General features: G+C 46.5%; 19 protein-coding genes and 4 tRNA genes. 8 read left to right on the top strand and 15 right to left on the bottom strand.

Annotated features, from left to right (window positions below):
• Genes K5X84_RS04200 through K5X84_RS04175 form a run of 6 tightly spaced genes read left to right on the top strand, consistent with a single transcriptional unit; the run spans nucleotide 1 to nucleotide 6,909 of the window.
• Nucleotides 1-957 carry an AAA family ATPase gene (locus K5X84_RS04200; RefSeq protein WP_054487009.1) on the top strand — a complete coding sequence of 319 codons (957 nt, stop codon included), beginning with the start codon at nucleotides 1-3 and terminating at the stop codon, nucleotides 955-957.
• Nucleotides 957-1,916 carry a DUF58 domain-containing protein gene (locus tag K5X84_RS04195; protein ID WP_222236760.1) on the top strand — a complete coding sequence of 320 codons (960 nt, stop codon included), beginning with the start codon at nucleotides 957-959 and terminating at the stop codon, nucleotides 1,914-1,916. The genes K5X84_RS04200 and K5X84_RS04195 overlap by 1 nt, the downstream gene beginning before the upstream one ends.
• A complete protein-coding gene (locus K5X84_RS04190) occupies nucleotides 1,916-2,392 on the top strand; it encodes a DUF4381 domain-containing protein (protein WP_222236759.1) in 477 nt (158 codons plus the stop codon). The genes K5X84_RS04195 and K5X84_RS04190 overlap by 1 nt, the downstream gene beginning before the upstream one ends.
• Nucleotides 2,385-3,368 (top strand): vWA domain-containing protein, encoded by a 984-nt coding sequence (locus K5X84_RS04185; RefSeq protein WP_054487004.1) that lies wholly within the window; start codon nucleotides 2,385-2,387, stop codon nucleotides 3,366-3,368. The genes K5X84_RS04190 and K5X84_RS04185 overlap by 8 nt, the downstream gene beginning before the upstream one ends.
• The gene (locus tag K5X84_RS04180; RefSeq protein ID WP_222236758.1) at nucleotides 3,365-5,197 is read left to right on the top strand and encodes a vWA domain-containing protein; all 1,833 of its coding nucleotides are present in this window, start codon (nucleotides 3,365-3,367) and stop codon (nucleotides 5,195-5,197) included. The genes K5X84_RS04185 and K5X84_RS04180 overlap by 4 nt, the downstream gene beginning before the upstream one ends.
• Nucleotides 5,191-6,909 carry a BatD family protein gene (locus K5X84_RS04175; RefSeq protein ID WP_222236757.1) on the top strand — a complete coding sequence of 573 codons (1,719 nt, stop codon included), beginning with the start codon at nucleotides 5,191-5,193 and terminating at the stop codon, nucleotides 6,907-6,909. The genes K5X84_RS04180 and K5X84_RS04175 overlap by 7 nt, the downstream gene beginning before the upstream one ends.
• A 72-nt stretch (nucleotides 6,910-6,981) precedes the next feature.
• Here K5X84_RS04175 and K5X84_RS04170 read toward each other — a convergent pair whose 3' ends face one another.
• The 11 genes from K5X84_RS04170 to K5X84_RS04120 form a co-directional block, all read right to left on the bottom strand.
• A complete protein-coding gene (locus K5X84_RS04170) occupies nucleotides 6,982-8,853 on the bottom strand; it encodes a SurA N-terminal domain-containing protein (protein WP_222236756.1) in 1,872 nt (623 codons plus the stop codon).
• A 153-nt stretch (nucleotides 8,854-9,006) separates the two neighbouring features.
• Nucleotides 9,007-9,279 (bottom strand): nucleoid-associated protein HU-beta, encoded by a 273-nt coding sequence (gene hupB / locus K5X84_RS04165; protein WP_011234253.1) that lies wholly within the window; start codon nucleotides 9,277-9,279, stop codon nucleotides 9,007-9,009.
• A gap of 303 nt (nucleotides 9,280-9,582) precedes the next feature.
• The gene (lon, locus tag K5X84_RS04160; protein WP_054486996.1) at nucleotides 9,583-11,907 is read right to left on the bottom strand and encodes an endopeptidase La; all 2,325 of its coding nucleotides are present in this window, start codon (nucleotides 11,905-11,907) and stop codon (nucleotides 9,583-9,585) included.
• Between the two features lie 121 nt (nucleotides 11,908-12,028).
• Nucleotides 12,029-13,306: an ATP-dependent protease ATP-binding subunit ClpX gene (gene clpX, locus K5X84_RS04155; RefSeq protein WP_054486994.1), complete on the bottom strand. Its 1,278-nt coding sequence runs from the start codon at nucleotides 13,304-13,306 to the stop codon at nucleotides 12,029-12,031.
• Between the two features lie 28 nt (nucleotides 13,307-13,334).
• Nucleotides 13,335-13,955, bottom strand: coding sequence for an ATP-dependent Clp endopeptidase proteolytic subunit ClpP (clpP, locus tag K5X84_RS04150; RefSeq protein WP_011234256.1), 621 nt, complete (start codon nucleotides 13,953-13,955; stop codon nucleotides 13,335-13,337).
• Nucleotides 13,956-14,054: 99 nt separating this feature from the next.
• Nucleotides 14,055-15,356 (bottom strand): trigger factor, encoded by a 1,302-nt coding sequence (gene tig / locus K5X84_RS04145; RefSeq protein ID WP_054486992.1) that lies wholly within the window; start codon nucleotides 15,354-15,356, stop codon nucleotides 14,055-14,057.
• Nucleotides 15,357-15,537: 181 nt separating this feature from the next.
• Nucleotides 15,538-15,765, bottom strand: coding sequence for a hypothetical protein (locus tag K5X84_RS04140; protein ID WP_222236755.1), 228 nt, complete (start codon nucleotides 15,763-15,765; stop codon nucleotides 15,538-15,540).
• Nucleotides 15,766-15,863: 98 nt separating this feature from the next.
• Nucleotides 15,864-15,940: transfer RNA gene (locus K5X84_RS04135), tRNA-Pro, on the bottom strand.
• 28 nt (nucleotides 15,941-15,968) lie between these two features.
• Nucleotides 15,969-16,044 (bottom strand) — tRNA-His (locus tag K5X84_RS04130).
• 26 nt (nucleotides 16,045-16,070) lie between these two features.
• Nucleotides 16,071-16,147 (bottom strand) — tRNA-Arg (locus tag K5X84_RS04125).
• Nucleotides 16,148-16,175: 28 nt separating this feature from the next.
• A tRNA-Pro gene (locus tag K5X84_RS04120) sits at nucleotides 16,176-16,252 on the bottom strand.
• 239 nt (nucleotides 16,253-16,491) lie between these two features.
• Here K5X84_RS04120 and folD point away from each other — a divergent pair.
• Nucleotides 16,492-17,352: a bifunctional methylenetetrahydrofolate dehydrogenase/methenyltetrahydrofolate cyclohydrolase FolD gene (gene folD / locus K5X84_RS04115; protein WP_199494404.1), complete on the top strand. Its 861-nt coding sequence runs from the start codon at nucleotides 16,492-16,494 to the stop codon at nucleotides 17,350-17,352.
• Between the two features lies 1 nt (nucleotide 17,353).
• On the opposite strand, the gene K5X84_RS04110 is transcribed toward folD, so the two are convergent.
• Together K5X84_RS04110 and topA are read right to left on the bottom strand one after the other, a co-directional pair.
• Nucleotides 17,354-18,085, bottom strand: a complete 732-nt coding sequence (locus K5X84_RS04110) for a TadE/TadG family type IV pilus assembly protein (RefSeq protein WP_222236754.1) — start codon at nucleotides 18,083-18,085, stop codon at nucleotides 17,354-17,356.
• A 110-nt stretch (nucleotides 18,086-18,195) separates the two neighbouring features.
• On the bottom strand, nucleotides 18,196-20,814 hold the full coding sequence (gene topA / locus K5X84_RS04105) for a type I DNA topoisomerase (RefSeq protein ID WP_054486984.1): 2,619 nt from the start codon (nucleotides 20,812-20,814) through the stop codon (nucleotides 18,196-18,198).
• A 297-nt stretch (nucleotides 20,815-21,111) separates the two neighbouring features.
• On the opposite strand from topA, the gene astB reads away from it, so the two are divergent.
• The gene (gene astB / locus K5X84_RS04100) at nucleotides 21,112-22,455 is read left to right on the top strand and encodes an N-succinylarginine dihydrolase (RefSeq protein ID WP_054486981.1); all 1,344 of its coding nucleotides are present in this window, start codon (nucleotides 21,112-21,114) and stop codon (nucleotides 22,453-22,455) included.
• Between the two features lie 34 nt (nucleotides 22,456-22,489).
• Here the strand turns inward: astB and purF are convergent, their stop codons facing one another.
• Together purF and K5X84_RS04090 are read right to left on the bottom strand one after the other, a co-directional pair.
• Nucleotides 22,490-24,007: an amidophosphoribosyltransferase gene (purF, locus tag K5X84_RS04095; protein ID WP_054486979.1), complete on the bottom strand. Its 1,518-nt coding sequence runs from the start codon at nucleotides 24,005-24,007 to the stop codon at nucleotides 22,490-22,492.
• A gap of 14 nt (nucleotides 24,008-24,021) precedes the next feature.
• Nucleotides 24,022-24,516 carry a CvpA family protein gene (locus K5X84_RS04090; protein ID WP_054486977.1) on the bottom strand — a complete coding sequence of 165 codons (495 nt, stop codon included), beginning with the start codon at nucleotides 24,514-24,516 and terminating at the stop codon, nucleotides 24,022-24,024.
• Nucleotides 24,517-24,598: the final 82 nt, after the last annotated feature.

Genomic DNA, 24,598 nt, shown 5'->3' with positions numbered 1-24,598 from the left:
ATGACCGCGACAGCGTTTCAACAGCTACAAAACTATCTCAACCGACAAGTTCTTGGACAGCCAGATTTTACTCAAAATCTGTTAATTGCCGTTCTGGCCGACGGTCACTTACTGGTTGAAGGACCACCCGGCCTTGCCAAAACAAGAGCGGTTCAGGCTTTAGCAAGAGGCATAGAGGGCGACTTTCACCGTGTACAGTTCACCCCTGACCTATTACCGGCTGACTTAACCGGTACCGATATCTTTCGTCCCGAAACTGGACAGTTTGAGTTCCAACAAGGCCCTTTGTTCCATAACCTGATTCTGGCTGATGAAATTAACCGCGCCCCCGCCAAAGTTCAATCGGCTTTATTAGAGGCGATGGCTGAACGGCAGATTACTGTCGGCCAGCGCAGTTATCCACTGTCTGACCTCTTCATGGTTTTAGCCACGCAAAACCCGTTGGAGCAAGAAGGCACATACCCTCTTCCAGAAGCACAACTGGACAGATTTTTGCTGCATTTGAAACTGGACTATCCCGATGCTGAAACAGAACAACAAATACTGCGGTTAACTCGCGGGGAAGCGTTATCCGGAGATGTCGACAAGCCAGTGCCTTTAACTCAACAAGACTTATTCAATGCACGCCAGGAAGTTTTGCAACTGTATTTAGATGAGGCCGTCGAGAACTATCTGGTCCAGCTGATTATTGCAACACGACAACCGCAGCGATACGACCAAAACCTGGCTCAATGGATAGGCTATGGTGCCAGCCCTCGTGCCACCATTGCTCTTGAGCGTTGTGCCAGAGCCAAAGCCTGGCTCGATGGTCGCGACTTCGTAACGCCTGACGATGTTATTAGCGTTTTTCATAACGCCTTGCGCCACCGAATCATTCTAAGCTATCAAGCTGAAGCGGACGGTGTGTCGCACGATCAGGTTCTGGACACAATTTTAAAACTTGTACCGGCACCATAATGTTAAAAGCCGAAGTAGAACAATGGCTAAAACAATTGCATTGTGACGGAATCAGCCCCGGCATTCATGAGCTGCTGTATTATCGCAGTAAAATAAATGCGTTCGCCCGTCATCATAAAAGCCTTCCGCGCTCAAGCCAGACTGGGCCACTGCTCAGTAAGAGTCGCGGAAGAGGTATGGAGTTTGATGAAGTACGGCATTACCAGCCCGGTGATGACATCCGCTCTATCGACTGGCGGGTTACCGCCCGAACCGGTAAAGCACACACTAAGCTTTACCGGGAAGAGAAAGAGCGCCCTGTATTTATTTGGGTCGACCTACCTTTGACTCAATTTTTCGGTAGTCAGTTTATTTTTAAATCAGTGCAAGCTTGTCACCTGGCGGCCGCTCTTGCCTGGCAGGCCCAGCATAAAGGCGACCGCATTGGCGGCTTAGTAGGTAATGGCTGGTTGCATCAGGAGCTCAAGCCCGTTGCCCGCCAAAAAGGCGTTTTACGCTTATGTCATGCACTGCTTGAAGTTCACGGCGACAGCTTTACGCGTTGGAAAAACAAAGAAAAACAGAAACCTAATGCGCTTGAAGAAAATTTAAAGCGTTTACGACAGTTAGTTAAGCCCGGCAGTACCATTTATGTCATTAGTGACTTTTATGGTGCCAGCGAAAACTTTCTGGATGGCTTACGCGTTCTCTCTCAACACAATTCGGTTCGCTGTTTTTCAGTTTATGACCCCATGGAGCATGAGTTACCTGAAGGTTATTCATCTCATCCATTGGCTATCACAGATGGCCAGCAGCAAATTAATGTGAACCTGGCTAACACCCAGCAAAGAGCAACTTATCACCAGGCAGCACTCAAGCGCTGGCAAAATATTCAGGAAGCCTTCCGTAAGCGCAAACTGTCATTAACCTCAGTATCAAGTGCCCTGCCACTAGAGCAACAATGGACGGAGGTGACCTGATGCAGCAGCCGTCTTTAAAGCAGCTTAATGACATCATTGAACCAGGTCAGGCTGGCTGGTGGCCCCCCTCCTGGCTAACTATCGCTGTAGTAGCAACCCTACTGGCAGGTGTGTTGGTGCTAGCGACCGTTCTGTTTCACCGCTGGCAAAAGTCCAAAGTACGTAAAGCAGCAATAAAACAGTTATTACAGCAAAAAGATGCAAATATCGAACAAATAACGGTGCTGCTTAAACGAGCGGCACTGGCGTATTATCCTCGCGAACTTGTCGCCACGAAACACAGCCGCACTTGGCTCGTTTTTCTACTGGCGCCCTTATCCAATAATGAAAGGGCATCTTTTGAACCTTTGCTTCAACAAGCCGATAAAAACTTTTACGGTACTGAAGACAATGATTTCAATCGAAATTACTACCAGCTTGCTCGCCTTTGGCTGAGTAAAGACTTAAGCAAACAACCGGGAGTCAGTGATGTTTGAATTTGACTGGCCATGGATGTTTCTTTTATTACCTTTACCTTTTATTGTTTGGAAGTGGTTACCGCCTGTTCGTAAGAACCGTTCAGCCATAAGACTCCCCAGCACTTATGGTCTTGCAGAAAGCAGTCCGGGTTCTGGCAGACGCTGGTTATGGCTTTCCCTTATGAGTTTATGTTGGCTGATGCTAATAGCAGCTGTTGCTAAACCACAATGGTTAGGCGAACCGCTCGCGGTTCGTGCAGAAGGCCGCGAAATAATGCTGGCTGTCGATTTATCCGGCAGTATGGAAATTGCCGATATGCAGCTTGACGGACGTTCCGTCGACCGCTTAACCATGGTTAAGCACGTACTCAGTGACTTTATTGCGCGTCGTGAAGGCGACCGACTAGGCTTGATTCTTTTTGCCGATACAGCCTATTTACAGACTCCAATGACTTACGACCGTAATACCGTAAAGCAAATGTTGAATGAATCTGTACTGGGTTTAGTCGGAGAACGCACAGCAATCGGTGACGCTATTGCTCTGTCTGTTAAGCGTTTTCGGGACGACGACGAGTCAAATAGAGTATTAGTTTTACTAACCGATGGTCAGAATACGGCAGGTAACCTGACTCCGGAGCAGGCGCTTGAACTTGCTCAAGCTTACGATGTTACGATTTATCCAATTGCCGTTGGAGCCGAAGAGGTGGTAGTGGACAGCTTTTTCGGACAACGACGGGTCAATCCCAGCCGAGATCTGGACGTTCCGCTGATGCAAAGTATTGCTAAGCAAACCGGTGGTAAATACTTCCGGGCCCGCAGCACTGACGAGCTTGAGGATATCTATCAACGACTTGACCAACTGGAGCCTATTGCTGGCGACCCACAACAACTTAGACCCAGAGTCAGCCTTTTTTATTGGCCATTGGGTGCAAGCTTTCTTTTATTTATGCTCATTGCTTTGATGCATTACCGCCCCTGGGGGAAAAGTTCATGAGCGAGTTTCATTTATTACGCCCCTGGTGGTTACTGGCATTAATCCCTGTAGGGCTATTATATTGGCGCTTTATTTATAGTCAGGTACATCAAGCTGGCTGGCATCAATGGTTACCCGGACATTTATCAAAGGTATTGGTAAAGTCTGGATCGAAGCCATCGCTATGGCCGGTTCACCGGTTTCTGATTATTGGTATTTTAGCCACACTCGCACTCTCTGGCCCAACCTGGGAAAGGCTACCACAGCCAGTCTATCAGCTTGAGTCAGGCCAGGTCGTTATTATGGATATGTCTCCTTCATTACTTGCCGATGACATATCCCCTGACCGCCTGACCCGAATGAAGTATAAAGCCATTGACTTAGTACGAGCAGGTCTTGACGGAGATACCGGGCTTATTGCATACGCCGATGATGCTTTTATCATCAGTCCTCTTACGGCCGACAATCGGAATTTAATGAATTTGATTCCGTCGTTGTCGCCGGAAATCATGCCGGCAGCAGGCAGTGAGCCTTTGCTTGCACTGCAGTTGGCTGATGAGCTATTAAGAAACGCCGGTTACCCACAAGGCGATATTTATTGGCTGACAGACGGTATCACCAGTCGTGATCTCAATCCGTTAAGCAGTTACCTACGTTCAATAGAGCACCGCGTTTCAGTACTGGCCGTTGGCACAGAAGAAGGCGCTGCAATACGAGACAGCTCCGGAAGACTCTTAAAAGAGAATAATCAAGTTATCATAGCTAAGACTTATCCATCACGACTGGAGGATTTAGCCTCGATTACTGGTGGTGCATTCTCGTCAGTTACCGCTGACAATCGTGATATTGAGAAACTGATCAATCAGCCTCCGCTTACACGTGAAGGAAAAGACAGCGAAGATCAGCAACAAGGCGATGCATGGCGAGATATGGGGCCTTATGTAGCGCTCTTTATTCTTCCTATTATGTTATTAAACTGGCGTCGTAGCGGTCTGTTCAGCCCCATTATGCTCGCTATGCTTTTACCACTAGTGAGTTTTAGTCCTGAGCTTTATGCAGCGCAGGAGCCAGCCCTTGAGAAGTACTTCCTTAATCAAGAACAACGTGCTCAAAGGTTTTATCAACAAGAGCAATATGAACAAGCCGCCAACCTAAGCAAAGATCCTTTACGGCAAGGGGCAGCCTTATACCGCAATGGTGACTATGAGGCCGCTGCTGATGTGTTTGCTCAACATTCTTCTCCCGAAGCCCAGTACAACTTGGGTAATGCTTTAGCTCAGCAACAGCAATATGATGCGGCCATCGCAGCATACGAAAAGGCTCTGGAGAAAAGACCTGACTGGTCAGAGGCAGTGGAAAACAAGCAGCTCGTCGAGCAGCTAAAAGAACAAGACTCTGATTCATCTGATGGTTCGGGAGAATCATCAGAAAAATCCGACTCTCAAGACGACGAGTCAAAAAATGACTCGGAACAAAATGGTAACGAGCAAGACCAGCAAAAAAACGAGTCCAATAATAACGATGGTCCGCCAGATCCTGGTAAAGATGGTCAGGAAGATGGCCAACCTGAACAGAAAAAAGACCAAAAAGAAGAAGCGACTGAAGAAAAAGAACAACAGGATAGCTCTGAAAATGAGGGGGCAGAAAATGATGAAGAGTCCACACAACAACTTCAGGAAAAGGTGAGAGAAGGTGAAATTGATCCTGAAAAGGCACAGCAGCTGGAGCAATGGATGAACCGAGTTCCGGATGACCCGAGTATTCTATTGCGTAACAAAATGCTGTTGGAAAGTCAGCGTCGTCGTCAGCGCAGAGCTTCAGAACCGCAGGGAGAAGATAAAAAATGGTAAGAGTATGGCTACACACTTTTTTCTTGATCAGTCTATTGCTTGTGAGTCAGCTTGCTCGCGCCGATGTTTCCGAAGTTACTGCAACGGTCGACCGGAATCCCGTCACCGCTAACCAGTCGTTTGTGCTGACAGTGACCGTCGACGGTGACGTTGGAAATGACAGCTTCTCCCCATCTAAGTTACTAAAAGACTTTGTCGTCGGAAGAACCTCTGTAAGCCGTCAAACATCAATGATAAACGGCAGACTCAGCAAGCAAACACGGTTTACTACCGTATTAATTCCGCAAGCTGCGGGCGAATACAAAATTCCGGAAATTACCATTGGCGGTGTATCGTCTCAGCCGATAACCATAGAGGCACTGGAAGCCGGAAGCAGTCAGGAAAAAGAACAAGAAACGGCTTTTTTAGAAGCTCAGGTGGATAGCGAGCAAGTTTATCTGCAGCAGCCTATTACCTATGTCGCCCGGCTGTTTCTCGCTGCGGACTTAAACAAAGGTAACTTAGTGCCTCCGGAAGCTGAAAATGCTGATGTTCAGCAAATAGGCAGAGATGAAGAAAGTACACAGATGGTTAATGGCCGCCGCTACAAGGTTTATCAGCGGGTTTATCAAATAACGCCCAGCAAATCAGGTCCCTTAAGTATCACTGGGGCACGCTTTGATGGAGAAGTCTTTACCCAGGGACAACGCTCAATATTCTCTTCGTTTTCCAACACTCAGCCCGTTAGCACAATAGCAGAAACAATAGATGTTAACGTCAAACCTGTTCCGGCTAACTGGCAGGGGCATTGGTTACCGAGTGAATTAGTCAGTATCTCTCAGTCGGTTTCACCAGAGCAGGAAACCTACACCGTTGGTGAACCTCTGACTATTTCATACATGTTAACCGCCATTGGCGTAAAGCCAGAGCAACTGCCGGAAATAAAACCTGAGTTTCCAGATACGGTAAGAGTGTACCCTGATGGCGACGAAACCGACCAGTTTACGCGCAACGGTGTTGTTATTTCACAAAAGACCGTCAGCTTCGCAATTGTACCGAATCAACCGGGTCCGCTGAGCATCCCGGCGCTTGAAGTTCCATGGTTCAATACCAAAACGGGGCTAGCAGCCTCGGCTGAAACTGATGACCTGAAGTTTTCAGTCGCTATGGCTGAAGGTATGCAAGCAATCCCTGAGGGAAATCAACCCAGTGGCGCAGCAGCGCCGCAAAAGCAAAGTGCGGAAGAAAAACCGGTTGAACCTGCGAAGCCTTCAGTCGCCCTGGTTTGGTGGCAGCAAAGTTGGTTCGTTGCTCTTTTAGGACTTATTATACTGGCATCGTTAGCTACCAACCTTTTCCTGCTGATGCGTCGCCAATCATTATCAGAAGGTGCGGTAGAAGAGACGTCTAAAACGGCCCACCAACTCAACAAAGATAAGCTATGGAGAGAGTTTCAACAGGCCTGCAGTAAAAACGATGCCCATGCAGCCCAAATTGCATTGCTTGAATGGGCAGACCGGTATTTTAACCGAACCTTTAATAGTTTAACGGAATTATCTCAGTACCTTTCAATACAAAGCTCCTGTGCTGCTCTCCAAAAGAGTTTGTATCAGCCAGGAAGCAGCAGCTGGCGGGAAGGCAAGAAGCTGTACAAAGACGTTAAGTCCTCTTTAGAGAGGTTATCTGATACGACAGAAGATAATGTCTTACCGGAGCTTTACGGACGCAAATAATACTAACGAAAAACAAAAAAAGCTCAGACTTTCTCAAGTCTGAGCTTTTTTATTTTCGATGAGCGTTACACTTTATCGAGTCGATAAACGCTGAATATCTGCATCACTTTTCAGATTATTAATGAAAGCTTGTAACATCACTTGTGCCTGGCGGTTCTGCAGTTGACTTTGCAGCTCATCAAGCTGCTCTTCGTTTGCATTACCCGGGTTAAATTCTGTCAATGCAACCACTGCAGCATCGCCATTAGGAAGCGCGACCGTGGTAAAGGTGTTTTCATCGGCAGTAGCAGACGGAGACATCGAGAACAGCTCTTGCAAAATAGCTCTTGGATGCTCGTTATTGTTCCGGGTAATGCTATCTACCCAGACAATCTCGCCACTGGTTTCTTCGCCCGACTGCCAGGCTTGCATCCACTCTTCCGCCTGTTGCAGTGCTAATTCCTGAGCTTTCTCTACACGAAGTTCTGCAACAATCTGCTCGCGGACCTCTTCCAGATCTTTTACCCGCACCGGTTGATGTTCAGTCACTCGCACAACCAAAGAACGATCATCAGAGGTTTCAATTACGTCGCTGTTTAACTTCTCTTCAATTAACTGTTCTGAAAACAGGTTATTGAGAATGACATCATCACTCAAAGGTGTTGGCGCTCTTTCACGAGTGAATAAGTCAGTACGACGAACTGTAGCACCAATTTCGTCAGCAGCAGGCTCCAGAGTATCTGGCTGTTCAAAGCTAATTTCAGCCAATTTCTGCTGCTTTTCAAAATAACGGTCTTCCGCTTTTTCTGCTAACAGCTGTTGGCGAACTTCGTCTTCGACTTCACTGAATGGTGTTACCGTACCTTCACGTAAATCAGTCAGCTTAATAATGTGATAACCGAAGCTGGTTTCAACAATCTCAGATAAATCACCAATGTTTTCCAGCGCAAAAACAGCGGCATCAAAATCTTCGTCCATCATGCCAGCTTCGACCCAATCAAGGTCACCGCCCTGTTCCGCAGAGAAAGTATCATCAGAGTAGGTTTGCGCTACCTCAGCGAAGTCGGCGCCCTGCTCCAGTTCGGCCAACGCCTCTTCAGCTTTCTCTTTAGCGTTCTCTGTGTCGAATTCAATAAGAATATGCGACACGCGACGCTCTTCTTCGGTTGCGTATTGCTGCTGACGTTGTTCGTAATACTCACGTACTTCTTCATCGGCTATTTCAATATCAGACTCAATAGCCGCTAAAGAAAGCTCAACATAAGCAACGCTCAACTTCTCTTCCGTACGGAACATGTCCTGGTTTTGCTGATAAAAGGTCTCGATATCCGACTCAGCAACTTCCACCTGGCCCTCAAAAGACTCGTTATTTGCTACCAGAAACCCACCTGAACGCGTTTGGTTCTGTAAGCGCAAAAATGCTAAAGCCTCAGGTTCCAAAACGAATTCAGACTGAGACAAGCCCCGCAAAAGTTGATTCCGGGTCATGTCCTGCTGCATAACTTTAGCAAAAGCTTCCGGACTATAACCCGCATTTCGTAACGCCATTAAATAGACGTCGTTATCAAACTGTCCGGCGGTGCGAAACTGAGGAATATCACGAATTGCTGCTTTAACCTGCTCTGATCCCACACGCATTCCGCTGTCTTCTGCGTACTGTACGAGTAATTCCTGTTCTATAAGCTGTTCCAGAACTCTGCTACGCAAACTACGCATGTATTCCGGATCGGAAGTAATGGCAGAAAACATATCGCCGAACTGCTCTTGTAAACGGCTACGTTCGTTTTCATAAGCACGATCGTAGTCACTACGAGGAATTTCTTCTCCATTAACTTTTGCAACAGCATCTTCTGTGTCGCCGGTGATATAACCGCCAACACCTGCCAATGCAAAAGTTAGAATGATTAACACAAGAATGGCCTTAGCAGTAAAACTCTGCGAGCCTTCCCGAATCCGCTCTAACATAATAAGGCTTTCCTTATTTAACCTGAATAAACGACGTCACATTATAAGGTGATTCGTCTTAAAACTCACCATTCATACAAAAAAATAACCCGAGGTTTTATAAACCTCGGGCTACTATTATTATTCTTTAAAAAAAGCGCTAATGCGCTTTAATTAATTTACTGCGTCTTTCAGTGCTTTACCTGCTTTAAAAGAAGGTACTTTAGCAGCAGCGATCTGGATAGTCTCACCCGTTTGAGGGTTACGACCAGTACGAGCAGAACGCTCACGTACGCTAAACGTACCGAAGCCAACTAATGCGACTTGGTCATCTTTTTTTAGAGCATCAGTTACTGCATCGATCATTGAGTCCAGAGCACGACCAGCAGCAGCCTTAGAAATATCTGCACCTGCCGCGATTTTGTCAATAAGCTGAGACTTGTTCACAGTATCATCCCCTTAGATTGTTATTATCAAGTTTCCGTGGTTCCATTCGGATTTAAATGGGCCAAAACGGTTATATCAAGCTTGATTTAATTGTTCAAGCACCATTATGTCCAAATGGCTTTCCTATCCAGCTGTTCTTATGTCATACATTTGAATCAGCTTTAAACTCTAGGCTACCACAGTCGTTTCGATTGAAAACCCTTTTTACTCACTTTTTAACGAAAAAATGCGGTCTGAGGCATGATTTCTCATCCGCAGACCGCATTCTAGCGTTGGAATATGACTTTAGCATTAAGTCACTGATTAATCTTTAACCAAAGCGACATCTAATACTTCATCAATCCATTTCACCGGTTGAATTACCAGGTCTTCTTTAACGTTATCGGCTATTTCTTTTAAATCGCGTTCATTTTCTTTGGGAATTAATACATGCTTAATTCCACCGCGATGAGCTGCCAATAGCTTTTCTTTTAAGCCACCGATAGCCAATACTTCACCCCGCAACGTAATTTCTCCCGTCATAGCCACATCAGAGCGTACCGGTTTACCGGTTAACGATGAAACCATAGCCGTAACCATTGCGATACCGGCACTTGGTCCGTCTTTTGGCGTGGCGCCTTCAGGAACATGAACGTGAATATCGCGCTTCTCATGAAAGTCATCGGCAATACCCAGCTTATCAGCACGACTGCGAACTACGGTCAGTGCGGTTTGAATAGACTCCTGCATAACATCGCCTAACGAACCAGTCGTGGTTGTCTTTCCTTTACCCGCTACATTCGTGGCTTCAATAGTGAGCAAGTCACCACCCACTTCAGTCCATGCTAAGCCAGTAACCTGACCGACTTGGTTAGCTTCTTCCGCTTTACCATAATCAAAGCGCTGCACGCCCAGATAGTCACTTAAATTATCACCGGTAATTTCAACGTGCTTAATTGAACTGTCCAGTAGAATTTCTTTCACCGCTTTGCGACACAATCGTGACAACTCACGTTCAAGGTTACGCACACCTGCTTCGCGGGTGTAATAACGAATAATACCGATAATGGCACTGTCCTGAACCGTAATTTCTTTTTCTTTTAAACCGTTACGGCCAATCTGCTTAGTCAATAAGTGACGTTTAGCGATGTTCAGCTTTTCATCTTCGGTATAACCGGACAGACGAATCACTTCCATTCGGTCAAGCAGAGGCGCCGGAATATTCATACTGTTAGAGGTCGCAACAAACATGACATCTGACAGATCGTAATCTACTTCAAGATAATGATCGTTAAAGTTAACGTTCTGTTCCGGATCTAACACCTCTAATAACGCTGAGGCCGGGTCTCCACGCATATCCGCCGACATTTTGTCAATTTCATCTAAAAGAAACAGTGGATTACGTACACCAACTTTCGACATTTTTTGAATCAGCTTGCCTGGCATAGAGCCAATATAGGTTCGACGGTGTCCGCGTATCTCTGCTTCATCACGAACGCCACCCAATGCCATGCGCACGTACTCTCTTCCCGTAGCTTTCGCTATGGACTGGCCAAGCGATGTTTTACCCACACCAGGAGGCCCTACCAGGCAAAGAATTGCACCTTTCACTTTTGTGGTTCGTTGTTGCACCGCTAAGTATTCAATAATGCGTTCTTTGACTTTCTCTAACCCATAATGATCAGCATCTAGCACTTTTTCAGCATGAGCTAAATCTTTCTTGATACGCGAACGCTTTTTCCACGGAACCGACACCATCCAGTCGATATAACCCCGAACAACCGTAGCCTCCGCCGACATGGGCGACATCATTTTCAGCTTTTGAAGTTCAGCTTCTGTTTTCTTCTTAGCCTCTGCGGGCATACGCGCGTCGTCGATCTTTTTCTGCAACTGCTCAAACTCATCGACGCCGTCTTCGGTTTCACCCAGCTCTTTTTGAATGGCTTTCATTTGCTCATTCAAGTAATACTCACGCTGGCTTTTTTCCATTTGTTTTTTGACGCGACTGCGAATACGTTTCTCAACCTGAAGGATATCAATTTCGCCTTCCATCAATGCCATCAGGTGCTCTATGCGCTCACGCACATCGGTAATTTCAAGAATGGCCTGCTTTTCTGCAAGTTTTAAAGGCATATGTGCCGCCATTGTGTCGGCCAGACGGTCACCGTCTTCAATACCCGATAACGACGTAAGTACTTCTGGCGGTATCTTTTTGTTCAGCTTCACATAGCCTTCAAACTGGTTCAGAGCCGACCGAATAAGTACTTCTTCCTCTTTTTCCGGTAACTCTTCTGCCGCCAAATAATGGATACTGGCCTTAAAGTACTCTTCATCATCCTGAAGTTCATCAAGCTGCGCACGCTGCTTACCTTCAACTAACACTTTCACAGTGCCATCAGGCAGCTTCAATAACTGTAAAACCGTAGCGACAGTACCCACCGGATAAATGTCATCATTGGTAGGCTCATCCACCGACGCATCTTTCTGTGCTGCTAAAAAGACTTGTTTATCCGCATCCATCGCCGCTTGTAAGCATCGAATCGATTTTTCCCGACCGACAAATAGCGGAATCACCATATGCGGGTAAACCACTACATCTCGCAACGGCAGAACAGGCATCGTTAATTGTTCGGTGCGTTCTTCGCTCATTAAATTCTCTCCCGACCTAGGTTTACTTTGTTATATGCGGTCTTTACCTGAAAGTTCAATCCTTGACAGAAAAAAAGGGCCAGATTGGCCCTTTTTTGAACACTTTTAATACAGTTTCGTATTACTCACCCGAAGCCTGCTTGTTTTTCTGTTGATTCGCGTAAATTAAAATAGGGTCTGATTCCCCGGCTATCACCGATTCATCAACCACAACTTTCACCACGCCCTCAATGGAAGGTAACTCGTACATAGTGCCTAGCAAAACACCTTCGACGATTGAGCGCAGACCGCGAGCTCCTGTTTTACGCGCCATGGCTTTTTTAGCAATAGCCCGTAACGCGTCTTCACGAAACTCCAGTTCAACATCTTCCATTTCAAACAAAGCAGAGTATTGCTTGGTTAAAGCATTTTTCGGTTCACGCAAAATTTCAACCAATGCTTCTTCATCCAGCTCGTCTAGTGTGGCAACAACAGGTAGCCGTCCAATAAACTCCGGAATCAAACCGTAGCGAACCAAATCTTCCGGCTCTACTTTCGCTATAATTTCGCCTTCTTCACTTCGCGTTTTACTTTTTACTTCGGCGCCGAAACCAATTCCTGTTCCGGTAGACAAACGCTGCTCAATCACTTTGTTTAAGCCAGCAAATGCACCACCGCAGATAAACAGAATCTTCGACGTATCAACCTGCAAGAACTCTTGCTGAGGATGCTTTCGTCCGCCCTGAGGAGGTACAGAAGCAACGGTACCTTCAATAAGCTTCAATAAAGCTTGCTGAACGCCTTCGCCACTGACATCGCGAGTAATAGATGGGTTGTCTGACTTACGTGAAATTTTGTCAATTTCATCAATATAGACAATACCGCGTTGGGCTTTTTCCACATCGTAGTCGCACTTCTGTAAAAGCTTCTGAATGATGTTCTCAACATCTTCACCAACGTAACCTGCTTCGGTCAAGGTAGTCGCATCCGCCATAGTAAACGGAACATCCAGATACCGCGCCATAGTCTCAGCAAGGAAAGTCTTACCTGAGCCTGTAGGACCTATCAGCAAGATATTACTCTTGCCCAGCTCAACTTCTTCTTTACCTTTTCCTGATGCACGTAACCGCTTGTAGTGGTTATAGACAGCAACTGATAAAACTTTTTTAGCGCGATCCTGGCCGATAACGTAGTCGTCCAGATGTTTTCGGATAGCTTTTGGCACAGGTAATTCATCCTGGTCCGGCACCGGCGACAGTTGATGAATTTCTTCTTTTAGAATGTCATTACATAACTCGACGCATTCATCGCAAATGAACACAGACGGCCCGGCAATGAGCTTCTTAACTTCGTGCTGACTTTTGCCACAAAAAGTGCAATACAGCGGCTTATCGCCGTCACCTTTGGACTGATCCGTCATGCTTTTCTCCTACTACTTAAGCGCCCGCTCAGGACTCTTCGCCACGCTGGCGTAAAATGCCGTCAACCAGACCGTAATCGATTGACTCTTCTGCTGATAAGAAGTGATCGCGATCGGTGTCTCTAGCCACTTTCTCGTAATCCTGACCTGTATTCTCAGCTAACATACGGTTTAAGCGCTCTTTCAGATCCAAAATTTGCTTCGCATGAATTTCAAAATCTGAAGCCTGCCCCTGGAAACCGCCAAGTGGCTGGTGAATCATAACCCGGGAATTAGGCAAGCAATACCGCTTACCCTGAGCACCACCGGCTAAAAGGAAAGCCCCCATGCTGGCCGCTTGTCCCATACAAACTGTGCTAACGTCTGGCTTAATAAAGCGCATTGTATCGTAAATAGCCATACCTGCCGTAACTACACCTCCTGGCGAGTTAATATACAAGTAAATGTCTTTATCAGGATTATCTGATTCTAAGAATAATAGCTGAGCCACAATAAGGTTGGCCATATGGTCTTCAACCTGACCACAGCAGAAAATCACACGCTCTTTTAACAGGCGTGAATAAATGTCGTAAGAGCGCTCCCCTTTTGACGTCTGTTCGACAACCATAGGGACTAGCTGTGCCATTGGATCCTGAATATCGCTCGACATGTGTTATAAAGCTCCTGAAATAAAAATGGCTCGTATGAAATCATACGAGCCATTAAACCAAGCTGTAGCGGGACCCGTCAAGGACTCCGTTACAAGAGATTACTGCTGCTTCGGATTCATAATGTCGTCAAAGCTTGCTTTCTTATCTTTCACAGAAGCTTTTTCCAACACAAATTCGATAGCTTGCTCTTCCAACGCTAAGTTGCGAACTTGCTGCATCATATCGTTGTTTGACTTGTAGTACTCGACAACTTCCTGCGGGTCTTCATATGCAGAAGCAGCTGTCGCAATGATCTCATCAACTTTCTCGTCGTCAGCTTTAAGCTCATTGCTGCGAATAACTTCGCCCAATAACAAGCCAACTTTAACGCGCTCTTTTGCCTGCTCTTCAAACAACTCAGCCGGCAATTCAGGCATTTGATCAGCGTTACCACCAAAACGTTGAGCAGCTTGCTTACGCAGTTGATCAATTTCCTGGTCGATCATTGACTTAGGCAATTCAACATCGTTGTTTTCAACAATGCCTTTTAACACCTGTTCTTTAACTTTTGCTTTTACTGCGTTTTTCAGTTCGCGTTCCATATTCTTACGAACTTCTTCCTTCAACGCTTCAACGCCGCCTTCTTTTACACCAAATAACGCAACGAACTCGTCATTGAGTTCAGGCAAGTCACGTGCTTCAACTTTTTTAGCTGTTACAACGAACTGCGCTTCTTTACCTTTCAGGTTTTCAGCGTGGTAGTCTTCCGGGAAAGTGACTTCAATCGTCTTTTCTTCACCCGCTTTAATACCTTTAATTTGATCTTCAAAGCCCGGAATCATGCGGCCTTCGCCTAATTCCAGAGCGAAATCGTCGGCTTTACCGCCTTCAAATTCTTCACCGTCGATAGAGCCAACAAAATCCATAGTGACACGGTCACCTTTTTTGGACTTACGCTTAACTTCTTTCCAGTCAGCGTGCTGCTTTTGCAACGTTTCCAACATGTTGTCTACGTCTTTTTCGGTAACTTCAACAGCTGGCTTCTCAACTTTCACTTTTTCCAGATTTTGAACTTCTACTTCCGGATACACTTCGAACGTTGCAGTGAACTCAAGGTCTTTACCTGGTTCATTGACTTTAGGCTCAATTGCAGGTGCACCAGCAGGGTTCAACTTTTCCTGCATAACCGCTTCAAAGTATTTGCTTTGCATAACACTTGAAGCTGCACGTGAACGTGCTTCGCGACCAAACAGCTTTTGCAGTACATTTGGCGGAATTTTTCCTTTACGGAAACCATTCACGCGACGATGGCGATATTCTTCTTTTAATAAGCGTGTTACTTCGCTATCAATTGCATCTGCCGGGACTGTAATAGTCACACGACGCTCTAAACCTTGAGTTGTCTCTACAGAAACCTGCATTGCTTCATTACCTCGGTTTCAATCAATGAATGTCACTCGCATCAATTTATCATTATAAAAAATGAGATACGGCAACGGCGTTGACCTTTAAAAATGACGCAGCATTATAGCGAGGAGACCGCCCGGAGTCGAGTCCCGAGCGGCAATTTTTAAACTTCACTTTATTCGGTGAGAAAAATACTTAAGATTTGTCTTCCAGCTCAAGAAGTAGATTATTGATTTCGCCCAGTTTATCCGGCTTATCGCCCCCCATATTTTCTTGGTCGGCAACTTCCGTTTCAAGCTCATCATAACGCCATTGCTGCAACAGCTCTATCTTTTGCTGGTTTGAAAGGTCAGAATGATCAAACACAGCTTGCGGGGAATCAAACGCTTCAGCGGGATTCTTTAAACTTTTCTTAAAGTCCATAACAATAACTCCAGCCACGGGTTAACAGTGAAAGTTTTATTTATATATGACTTAAATGTAGCAGTACTGGCTGAAAAGAAAAAGGTCAAAGAGTGTAATGGTCGGCGATGCAGGATTTGAACCTGCGACCCCTTGGACCCAAACCAAGTGCGCTACCAAACTGCGCTAATCGCCGACAAACAGGAAATTTTACTATAAAGAAATGGGGTGGATGATGGGACTTGAACCCACGACAACCGGAATCACAATCCGGGGCTCTACCAACTGAGCTACACCCACCACTGAGTGATTTCTTTGGCGCGTTCTGGCGCACCCGGCAGGATTCGAACCTGCGACCGACGGCTTAGAAGGCCGTTGCTCTATCCAGCTGAGCTACGGGCGCATATCGAACCATTTTACCGTCTAGAGAATGGTCGGCGATGCAGGATTTGAACCTGCGACCCCTTGGACCCAAACCAAGTGCGCTACCAAACTGCGCTAATCGCCGAATTTCTCCGAAAGCCGTATCAGACGCAGCTTTTAAAAAGCAAATGCTGGCTGACAACGGGGGCGAATATTACCTGTTGAAGACTGACCCGTCAAACTTTTTTTCTGTTATCGGTGCCGAATGGCTACTTTTACGTCAACCTGACGACTAAACCAACAACCGGTGACATTCAGGGCAGAAAAAAGTTACAATGGAACCCATATATCACCTTGAATTCTCTCACTTTTGGGAACGTCATTATGCCAGCTCAGATTATCGATGGTAAAACCATTGCAGCCACTGTACGTCAGGCCGTCAAACAGCAAGTAAAAGAACGTGTTAACTCCGGGCTGCGAGCACCAGGCCTGGCGGTTGTCTTAGTTGGAAGCGATGCGGCTTCCGAAGTTTATGTAGGAAATAAACGGCGAGCTTGTGAAGATGTCGGGTTTCGCTCCTTTGACTATGACTTACCGGCAACGACAACGCAGCAGGAACTTGAAGAGCTGATTGAAAAGTTAAACAACGACACTGCTGTCGATGGCATCTTAGTTCAGCTGCCTCTGCCGGCGGGCCTTGATGCTACTCCGATATTAGAACGAATTCGCCCTGATAAAGATGTCGATGGCTTCCACCCTTTTAATGTCGGACGTTTATCGCAACGCATTCCCGCTCTACGCCCCTGCACCCCCAAAGGCATTATGACCTTACTGGAGCACACAAAAGTCGACCTGCATGGGTTGAATGCGGTTGTCGTTGGTGCATCTAACATTGTTGGCCGGCCAATGAGCCTGGAACTCCTTTTGGCAGGTGCTACAACGACGGTTTGTCATCGCTTTACCAACGATCTATCTGAACACGTTAAAAGAGCAGATATTTTAGTTGTAGCAGTAGGGAAGCCTGAATTCATTCCGGGGGAATGGGTTAAACCCGGAGCTATCGTCATTGATGTTGGTATGAATCGACTACCTGATGGTCGTTTAACCGGTGATATTGAGTTCCAGACAGCCTCTGAGAAAGCCGGCTGGATAACGCCTGTTCCGGGTGGCGTGGGACCAATGACCGTAGCTTCACTCATTGAAAATACCTTACAAGCCTGCGTTGACTACCACGATATTCGCTAGTTTACTTTCGATAGCCGCTTAGCATTGAATGCTGAGCGGTATTCGATAACGCCCATAGAGGTTTATTGAACACCCGGCTGCGCGTTGCGCAGTAACGTGCTGCTTTAGAGTCGGACAGTAAGGTTTGAGTCGCAGATAAAAACTCGCCGGCAATAGGAATATCAAGAGGCAGGCACCAATAGGTTTCAATAACCAATACCCTTGCCTGGTGCCATTGTTCGCTACCGTCGCTACTGGCACGGGCGTGGTAGTGGTCAACTGAAATTTCTAATACCTCAGCCTTTAGCTCATCGTCCCAGCGCCAATCGGCAAATTGGCGAAAATCCTCAACCGTAGGCGACAAGACTTTTAGTTGACCAAATTGTGCGTAATGAAGTCGCTGCTCAACCAAAGCTTCAGTTACAGCGACTATTTTGTTGTCAGTACTGAGTTGCGGTTTAAGCCCCGCCATTCCCGCAACTAACGTGTTAACCATGGCATTGTGACTGCCGTTATTAATGCTACCCGCGCGCACAGCATACTGATTAGCAACCGTTAGAGTTTGCTGCCCCCACCAGATAATCAGTGCCTGAACGAAAGTAAAAACAGCGGCCACAATAACCGGCCATACAATTAACAGCTCGATACCGGCTTGTCCGGATTGTTTTCGCAGCGTTTTGCCCGGCTTAAATAAAGAAAAACCCGCTGCCGGAAAGGCAGCGGGAAATGTTATGCCCAAGCGAGACAATAACATGGGACCTCCATGTCCAGTGTGCTGTGTCCTTCATTAGACACGCAGCTATGTTAGTCCAGCAGGTTTTGATTCGCCATTGGCAAAGTGACCCTTTGCCCGTAAGTTATTAACTACTTGTCCTGTACTTGCCACTTCCCATCTCGGAAAAATGCCTTCCAGCCAGTTTGTTTCTTCTTGATTTCGGTCACCACGTATTGTTCTTTGTTTTTGCGCGAAAAGCGAACAATAGCATCATTACCGTCCTCGTCTTCCTGCGGAGCCTCCGCCAGATACTTGAACTTTTCCGGTAACCGGTCTTTAAACTGAGCAAGTTCTTTTACGGTAACAGCACGGGTCTCCCGTGACTTAGGGAAAGTATTAGCTGACAAGAAAATACCTGACGCACCGTCCCGTAAAACAAAATAAGCATCGGACTCTTCACAGGGTAACTCCGGCAATGGGACCGGATCTTCTTTAGGTGGCGCAGGTTCCCCGCTACGCAACAACTTACGGGTATTTTTGCAGTCACTGTTGGTACAACCAAAGTACTTACCAAAACGTCCATTTTTTAGCTGCATTTCCGAGCCGCATTTATCACACTCGATAGTTGGACCGTCGTACCCTTTAATCCGGAACGTGCCCTCTTCAACCAATTGGCCGTCGCAAGTTGGATTGTTACCGCAAACATGCAGCCTGCGCTTTTCGTCAATAAGATAGCTATCCATCGCTGTCCCGCATTTAGGGCAGCGCTTTTTCGCTCTAAGCGCTTCGGTTTCACGTTCTTCTTCGTCAGTTACCTCAACCGCTTCTTCACCCGGCGTCAGGTTCAGTGTTTTAGTACAGCGTTCCTTTGGCGGTAGGTTGTAACCTGAACAGCCCAGAAAAACTCCGGTTGAAGCGGTTCTTATCCCCATTTTTCGACCACATTCAGGACAGTCAATATCGGTCAGAACAAGACTGTTCTCACGCATACCACCTTCAGTAGGTTCCAGTTCAGCTTTTTCCAGCCGCTCTTTAAAGTCCGCATAAAACTTATCGAGGGTTTCTTTCCAGTCACGCTTCCCGGCAGCAATATCATCCAATGCCTGTTCCATTTCTGCCGTAAAGTTGTAATTCATTAGTTCGGTGAAGTTCTCAACAAGTCGGTCATTGACAATTTCACCCATTTTTTCAGCAAAGAATCGACGGCTCTCTACCCGAACATAGCCTCTGTCCTGAATAGTAGAAATAATCGACGCGTAAGTCGACGGGCGACCAATACCGCGTTTTTCCAGCTCTTTAACCAAAGACGCCTCACCATAGCGAGCCGGTGGCTTGGTAAAATGTTGCTCTGGAAGCAGTTGTTCCAGTTTCAATGCATCGCCTTTTTTTACGTCCGGCAGATTATCATCGCCCTCTTTCTTGCTGCTAGCCGGAGGCATCACCTTAGTCCAACCGGCAAAGCGCATAACCCGTCCGCGCGCTTTTAATTCGAAATCACCCGCAGTGGCAGTTAAGGTCGTACTGTCATAGCGTGCCGGAACCATCTGGCAAGCAACGAATTGACGCCAAATAAGCTCATACAAACGTTGAGCATCACGCTCAACTGAAGATAAGGATTCTGACTTCACCTTCACATCTGACGGGCGAATAGCCTCGTGGGCTTCTTGTGCGTTGCTTTTAGCACCATAGCGAGTCGGGCTTTCCGGCAAATAGTTCTTACCAAAGTCTTTTGCTATTAAGTCACGGCAGGCATCAACCGCTTCAGCACTCAAATTGGTTGAGTCAGTACGCATATAAGTAATGTGACCGGCTTCATAAAGACGCTGAGCCATCATCATCGTCTTCTTCACACCAAAGCCTAACCTGGTACTGGCCGCCTGCTGAAGTGTTGAAGTAATGAACGGTGCGCTGGGTTTGCTCGACGTGGGCTTGTCTTCACGGCCGGTAATTTCGTAACCTGAACCCTTCAATAACGCCAATGCAGCATCGGTTTCTTCTTTATTAGCCGGGCGAAAGTTTTTTCCCGCCTGCTTCATTACCTGCATACGCAGAGAGTCTTCCGATGGCGTCATTAAATCCGCATGAACATCCCAATACTCTTCCGGAACAAAGGCTTTTATTTCGCGCTCGCGTTCAACCACCAGACGCACAGCAACTGACTGCACACGGCCTGCCGACAACCCACGGGCAATTTTCTTCCACAATAACGGAGAAACCATAAAGCCGACCACACGGTCAAGAAAACGGCGAGTCTGCTGCGCATTGACCCGGTCCGTATTCAACTCTGCGGGGTGCTCAAAAGCTTCCTGAATGGCTTTTTTGGTAATTTCGTTAAACACCACGCGTTTATAGCGGGAATCGTCACCACCGATAAGTTCCCGCAGGTGCCAGGCAATTGCCTCTCCCTCGCGGTCCAAATCCGTTGCGAGGATAATTTCCTCAGACTTTTTCGCTAACTGTTTTAACTCTTTAACGACTTTTTCTTTACCCTGCAGAACTTCGTAGTGAGCTTCCCAATCATTTTCCGGGTCAACTCCCATACGAGCAATTAACCGCTTGTAGTCCCGTTCTTTCTGATATTTAGCTTTTGCATCCGGGGACATCTTCCGGACTTCAGCTGCCGGTTTGCTTTTGATTGTCTCAGTAGCTCGGGTAGGTAGATCACGGACATGACCAACACTGGACTTAACGACAAAGTCCTTACCTAAATATTTATTAATCGTTTTGGCTTTTGCCGGAGACTCGACAATGACGAGCGATTTTGCCATAGAATAATCGTTCTCTTGTTGTAGATGACCGTGTATATACGTGCTAACAGTAACAATTACAAGTGCAATTGCTCATTAGCGGCCTTTTTTAGGTATATCGGTTATCGTCAGCAGAAACAACCATAACTCGAGTATTTGATAAAAATTCGCACAAGTTAGATAAACAGTCAGATTTATGCGAACGGGCTTAAACGCCAGAAAAATAAAGGCTTTCAAGGCGGTTTTAAAACAGTATAATGACACCTTAGTTTACATTATCAGGTGCACAATACGTGCAGGGAGTATCGAAAAGTGAGCATGCAACACTTCGAAGTCAACTACGACGGTTTGGTCGGACCTACTCATAATTACGCTGGATTGTCGTTCGGTAATGTTGCCTCTTTGGCCAACGCTAAAGCCTCATCCAGTCCTAAAAGTGCTGCCCTGCAAGGCCTGAAAAAAATGAAAGCACTGCACGATATGGGAATGAAGCAGGGAGTACTCGCTCCTCAGGAACGCCCGGATATTTTTGCTTTGCGGCGCCTGGGCTTTACCGGGACTGATGCCGAAGTGTTACATAAAGCAGCAACCGAAGCTCCGGCTATTTTCCAGGCCGTTTGCTCTGCTTCCAGTATGTGGACCGCCAATGCTGCGACCGTTTCGCCAAGTGCAGACACCGCTAACGGTAAAGTACACTTTACCCCGGCTAACCTGACCAATAAGTTTCACCGCTCATTAGAGCCACAGACCAGCGGTCGTATCCTGCAAGCGATGTTCAACAATAGCCGCTACTTCGAGCACCATACACATTTACCCGACAACGAGCACTTTGGCGATGAAGGTGCGGCCAATCACACTCGTTTGTGTCGCGAGTATGGTCACGCCGGAGTCGAACTCTTTGTCTATGGCCGTTATGCCTTTGACAGTTCTAAACCAGCGCCCAAACGCTTTCCGGCAAGACAGACCTTAGAAGCCTCTCAGGCCATTGCTCGCTTGCACGGTCTGAGCGAAGATAATACCGTTTATATTCAGCAGAACCCTGACGTAATTGACCAAGGGGTTTTCCATAACGATGTCATTGCCGTCGGCAACCAAAACGTACTGTTCTATCATGAGCAGGCTTTTGCCGATACAGAAGCGAAATTGGCCGAAATTCAGCGTAAGTTCGGTGATAACCCACTACATTTCATTAAAGTGGGTACTGAACAGGTAAGTATTCAGGACGCCGTTAGTACGTATTTATTCAATACCCAGCTCATCACACCGCCCGATGGCCAAATGACAATCATCGCGCCAACAGAGTGTCAGGAGAACGACAGTGTCAGATCGTATCTGGAACAGTTGACTCAAAACAGTGACAGCCCCATTAAGCGGGTTGAATTTTTTGATGTGAAGCAGAGCATGAGAAATGGTGGCGGACCCGCCTGTCTGCGTTTACGAGTTGCATTGAACGATGAAGAACTCGCCGGGGCTAACCAGAATTGTTTAATGTCTGATAAATTATTCAGTCGTTTAAATCAGTGGGTAGAAAAGCACTATCGCGATGAGTTGGCTGTTGATGATTTACGCGATCCGGCATTATTAGAAGAATCGCGTTCAGCTCTGGATGAACTGACTCAAATTCTTAAGTTAGGCTCGGTTTACCCTTTCCAGCAAGACTGAGCAATTACTGACTCAGCCTTGCTGTTAGGCTGAGTCAGTCGTTATCGTTATGCAGCTCAAGGTTAGCGTCTTCTGAGCCGTCACGCTCAGATCTGGCGACGTCGTTACGAGCTGCATGAAGACGATCTAGATATTCCTGGCTAACATCTCCGGTTACATACTCACCGCTAAACACCGATGTTTCAAAACGCTTTATTGAGCGATTCTCTGCACCAACTGCATCTATCAGGTCATCAAGATCTTGATAAATGAGTCCATCTGCTTTGATCATGTCGCGAATCTCTATTGCTTCACGTCCATGACCAATAAGCTCATTGGCACTTGGCATATCAATACCATAAACATTCGGGAAACGAATTTCCGGAGCTGCTGATGCGAAATAAACCTTTTTGGCACCAGCCTCGCGAGCCATTTCGATAATCTGCTCAGAGGTTGTTCCGCGAACAATAGAGTCATCAACCAGCAAAACATTCTTACCGCGGAATTCAGCGCTAATAGCATTCAATTTACGGCGTACTGACTTACGTCGCTGAGTCTGCCCCGGCATGATAAAAGTACGACCAATATAACGGTTCTTCACAAACCCCTGACGGTACGGTAAATCCATAACATTGGCTATCTCCAGTGCAATATCACAGCTGGTTTCAGGAATTGGGATAACCACATCAATGTCTAAATCTGCGTAGTCCCGTTTCAGTTTTTCGCCCAGCTTACGCCCCATATTGACACGAGAGGCATACACCGAAATCCCATCAATAAATGAATCGGGACGTGCAAAGTAAACGTACTCAAAAATACAAGGGCAATGCATAGGTTTGTCGGCACACTGGCGCGAGTATAGTTTACCGTCATTCGTAATATAAATAGCCTCGCCCGGCTCGACATCACGCACATACTTAAAACCAGTACCGTCAATTGCAACACTCTCAGACGCGACAATATATTCCTCGCCATCTTCCGTGTCGCGTTTACCCAATGCCAGAGGACGAATCCCCCATGGGTCGCGAAACGCAACCATACCGTGGCCGAGAATCATAGCGACTACGGCATAGGCTCCACGGACCTGACGATGAACCGCTGTCATAGTGCGGAAAACGTCTTCTTCGTTCAGTGTCAAACTTTCGTTCTTATCTAACTCGTTAGCAAATACGTTAAGCAAAATCTCTGAGTCAGACGTGGTATTAATATGGCGACGAGCTGTTTGGAACAAATGTTCCTGAACATCGTTAGCGTTGGTCAGGTTGCCATTGTGTGCCATAGCAATACCGAAAGGCGAGTTAACATAGAATGGCTGCGCTTCGGCAGAGCTTGAGCTACCGGCGGTGGGATAGCGTACATGACCAATACCAACATTACCTGCCAAGCGGTGCATGTGGCGTGTATGGAACACATCGCGTACCAAGCCGTTGGCCTTTCTTAAGCGTAAAGTGCAATGCTCATCAACTGTCATAATACCAGCAGCGTCCTGGCCACGATGTTGAAGCATAGTTAACCCGTCATAAAGCGCTTGGTTAACAGCCTGCTTACCAACAATACCAACAATACCACACATGTCTTTTCACCTTTTTATACAGGTTGAGGGACTAAAAAACTGGAGCTGTTTTCCAGATAACTGAAAAACCACTGAATAAATACACCGAAGTGAGGAATTAATAGAGACTCCTTCCACCATTCACTGGAAGATAATGTGGTAAAGGAATCAATAAAAAATAATAAAGCGCTGACAATTAATACACCGCGTAACGCACCAAAAACCAGACCGAGAACCCGGTCAGTTCCGGATAGGCCCGTGTGATGAACTAATTGAGAAAGAATATAGTTAATAATTGCGCCCAGAATAAGAGTCGCTACAAACAATGCTGCTATTGCAGCGGCATTTCTTACCAGGGGATCGCCAATTTCGGTAAAGTATACTGCCAGATCGAGATAAAACTGACTCGCGATAAAAAAGGCTGAAATCCAGATGGCCAGAGACACGGCTTCTTTAACAAAGCCCCTTACCAGACTGATCAGCGTTGAAAGGCCGATGACAATTATAATGGCATAGTCAATCCAGAGCATAATGACTCACAATTGCTGCGCAAAAGACGCGGTGGATTTTAACAGAATGTGCCTGAGAATGTGATTTTCTTTTCACATATAT

The sequence above is a fragment of the Idiomarina abyssalis genome, assembly GCF_019797805.1.
Classification (GTDB): domain Bacteria; phylum Pseudomonadota; class Gammaproteobacteria; order Enterobacterales; family Alteromonadaceae; genus Idiomarina; species Idiomarina abyssalis.
The sequence above is the reverse complement of the archived record's forward strand: the minus strand, read 5'-3'. Positions and strand labels throughout refer to the sequence as shown.